Source organism: Nonomuraea basaltis, from assembly GCF_005893125.1.
GTDB classification, from domain to species: domain Bacteria; phylum Actinomycetota; class Actinomycetes; order Streptosporangiales; family Streptosporangiaceae; genus Nonomuraea; species Nonomuraea basaltis.
The window spans coordinates 1-3543 of the sequence record NZ_VCJS01000461.1; the positions used below are offsets into that span (position 1 = coordinate 1).

Here is a 3543-nt window from a genome sequence, read left to right on the forward strand (position 1 = left end):
CGTCGGGGGACAGCTCCAGGTCGGCCAGGGTGCGGACCGCGGTGCGCAGGCGGCCCATGGTGACCGCCTCGGCCACGCCGTGCCCCATGACGTCGCCGATGACTATGGCGACCCGGTCGGCCGACAGGGAGATGACGTCGTACCAGTCGCCGCCCACCTCCATGTCCTTACCGGCAGGCAGGTAGCGGGCCGCGGCGGTGACCGCCGGCAGGCTGGGCAACTCGCGGGGAAGCAGCCCGCGCTGCAGTTCCTGGGCGCGCGTGTGCTCCCTGTCGTACAGGCGGGCCCGTTCCATGGCCTGGGCGACCAGCCCGCTGAGCGCGGTGAGCAGGTTGCGCTCCTCGCCGGTGAACTGGCGCGGATCGGTGAAGGAGACGACACAGCTGCCCACCGGGCGTCCCGAGGCGATCAGCGGCAAGAAGGCCCATGCTTGCTTGCCTTCCGCCGCCGGAAGGTCGGCCGCCATGGGGTAGCGCTCGATGTACTCCTCGAGCGAGCTGATGAACATCGGCGTGCGCTCCCGCAGGACCCCGGCGATCGGGAGCCCCCAGGAGGCCGGCATCTGGGCTACCTGGTCGACGAACTCCTTTGGATACCCGGTGCACCCGACCGGCCGCAGATGGTCGCCCTCCAGGAAGGCGAGCATCAGTCCGGAGGCGCCGAACGACGGCAGGATGTGGTCGGCGGAGGCGTCCACGACATCGTGAACGGTGACCGCCTCGGCCAGCGCCCTGGTCAACTGCCTGATATGGGAGGCCCGCTCCGCGGAAGCGCGCTCGGCGTTACGCGTCTGCGGTTCGGTGACCGTCTCCAGAACGTCATGGGTCTTGGTGACGTCCCACAGTGTGCCGATCATGCGTGCCGGTTCACCGTTCTCATCGAGCACCAACCGGCCGCGGACCCGCACCCAGCCGGACGTCCCGTCCGGGCGGCACACCCGATACTCGGTGCTGTGCATCCTCCCCGTGCGGATCGCCTCGTCGATGTCGGACAGCACCCACGGCAGATCCTCGGGGTGGATGGTGCCCGTCCAGGTCTCGATGCGTCCACCGGAGGTGTCCGGATCGACGCCGAGCACGGTGAGCATCGCCTCGTTCCAGATGACATCACCGGTCCGGATGTCCCAGTCCCACGTGCCGACCGCCTGCAGGTTCTGCTGCAGATGCGAGCCGGTGGGCTGCTCCTGCCACTCCGTGAAGGTCGAACCGGGCGGACGTGAGGAGGACTTGCTCAGGCGCTCGCCGGCCCATCGGCCCAGTGTGTCGAGAAAGCCCTGTCGCCCGGCCGACGGCTCGTGCGAGGAGACCGTCACGACCGACAGCGTGCCGACCGGCCCGCCGGGGCCGAGCAGCGGGACGGCCGCCATCGCCGTATCGGCCGGCCAGGACCAGGACCAGGATCCGGCTTCGGCCCCGTCCGGTCGTCCGCTCGCCGTCGCGCCATCTTCGGGCATCCCATCGACGAGGCTCGCCATGGACACCCGCACGAACACACCGTCCCGGAACGCGCGCGCCGGGGCGAGCGGGCCGTTCCCGTCAATGCGCTCCCATGCATGGGTGAAAGCCGGGGGCAGCCCGCTGGTCACCACCAGGCGCAGCCCGCCGCCGTAGCCGGGACTGCCAAGATGCACCATGCCGCCCAGCCCGGCAAGATCGGCCACCGCCTGCTGGATCGCGAACCGCAGGAGCTCGATCCCCCACAGATCATCACCGACCACCGCCAGCAGCCGTTTTCGCTCCTCGGACACCTGGTCCGCCCACATGATCCGCAGATCTTGCGCACGCCGTTCGCCCATCCCCATCCCCCTGCCCTTCGCCACGTCACCAGGGTCTCCATCAGGGTCAAGGTTGATCCTGCGGAGCCCGGGCTCTGGGACGCGTCTGCGGCACCGATCCGGGAGGAATCTGCCTATATAGGGGGATATGTACAGAGTATAACTACCCAAACACCGCCGCCGGTCGTGCCGCCAGGTCTGCGACGGCGCCGGGTCCAGGAGCATCGCCCCGAACACGGCCACGGGGACGTCGGGCAGCGCGCCTCCGGTCGTCAGCTCTTCCAGGACGGTGGCGAGCGCCGTCACCGCCCGCATCGGGCACGAGCGGCGATCGACGCCGACGCGACCGCGGCGATGACCCTGGAAGACCACCGCCGCGGGCCGACACCCGCAGGTCCCGCATGGGGACCGTCAGACTTCTTCCACGCTGCTCGGCTCACGCCGGGACAGATCGATACCGAGCTCTTCCGCGGCGCGGAAGACGTCCTCGTCGGTGTCACGCATCTCGATGGACATGCCGTCGCTGGAGAGCACCTCGACGTTCAGGCACAGCGACTGCATTTCCTTGATGAGCACCTTGAAGGACTCGGGAATGCCCGGCTCGGGAATGTTCTCGCCCTTGACGATGGCCTCGTAGACCTTCACCCGGCCCAGAACATCGTCGGACTTGATGGTCAGCAGCTCCTGCAGGGCGTAGGCGGCGCCGTACGCCTCCAGCGCCCACACCTCCATCTCACCGAAGCGCTGGCCACCGAACTGGGCCTTACCGCCGAGCGGCTGCTGGGTGATCATGGAGTACGGGCCGGTCGACCGAGCGTGAATCTTGTCATCGACCAGGTGGAGCAGCTTGAGGATGTAGATGTAGCCGACCGAGATCGGATACGGGAACGGCTCACCGGAGCGGCCGTCGAACAGCCGTGCCTTGCCGCTCTGCTGCACCAGCCGGTCACCGTCACGGTTGGCCACCGTGTTGCCCAGCAGCCCGACGATCTCTTCCTCGTGGGCGCCGTCGAAGACCGGGGTGGCCATGTTGGTCTGCGGCGCCACGCGATCGAAGCCCTTGTCCCGCAGCCGCTCGGCCCACGCCTCCCGAATGCCGGAGATGTCCCAGCCGCGCGCGGCGATCCATCCCAGATGCGTCTCCAGCACCTGACCGACGTTCATCCGGCCGGGCACGCCCAGCGGGTTGAGGATGATGTCGACCGGGGTGCCGTCCTCCAGGAACGGCATGTCCTCGATCGGCAGGATCTTGGAGATGACGCCCTTGTTGCCGTGGCGGCCGGCCAGCTTGTCACCGTCGGTGATCTTACGCTTCTGGGCCACGTGCACGCGGACCAGCTCGTTGACGCCCGGAGGGAGCTCGTCGCCCTCCTCGCGAGAGAACACCCGCACCCCGATGACCTTGCCCTGCTTGCCGTGCGGCACCTTCAGCGAGGTGTCACGCACTTCACGGGCCTTCTCACCGAAGATCGCGCGCAGCAGCCGCTCCTCCGGCGTCAGCTCGGTCTCACCCTTCGGGGTGACCTTGCCGACCAGGATGTCGCCGGGCACGACCTCGGCGCCGATGCGGATGATGCCCCGCTCGTCGAGATCGGCCAGCACCTCCTCGGAGACGTTGGGGATGTCCCTGGTGATCTCCTCGGGACCCAGCTTGGTGTCACGGGCGTCGACCTCGTGCTCCTCGATGTGGATCGAGGAAAGCACGTCGTCCTGCACCAGCCGCTGCGACAGGATGATCGCGTCTTCGTAGTTGTGACCCTCCCACGGCA

2 protein-coding genes are annotated in these 3543 nt (G+C 68.4%); both read right to left on the reverse strand.

The features are described 5' to 3' along the window. The coding region (locus tag EJK15_RS72395; protein ID WP_171075420.1) for a PAS domain-containing protein at positions 1-1795 on the reverse strand (1795 nt) is incomplete at its 3' end. A gap of 390 nt (positions 1796-2185) precedes the next feature. Then, on the reverse strand, positions 2186-3543 hold a 1358-nt coding region (locus EJK15_RS68295), incomplete at its 5' end, for a DNA-directed RNA polymerase subunit beta (protein ID WP_476739216.1).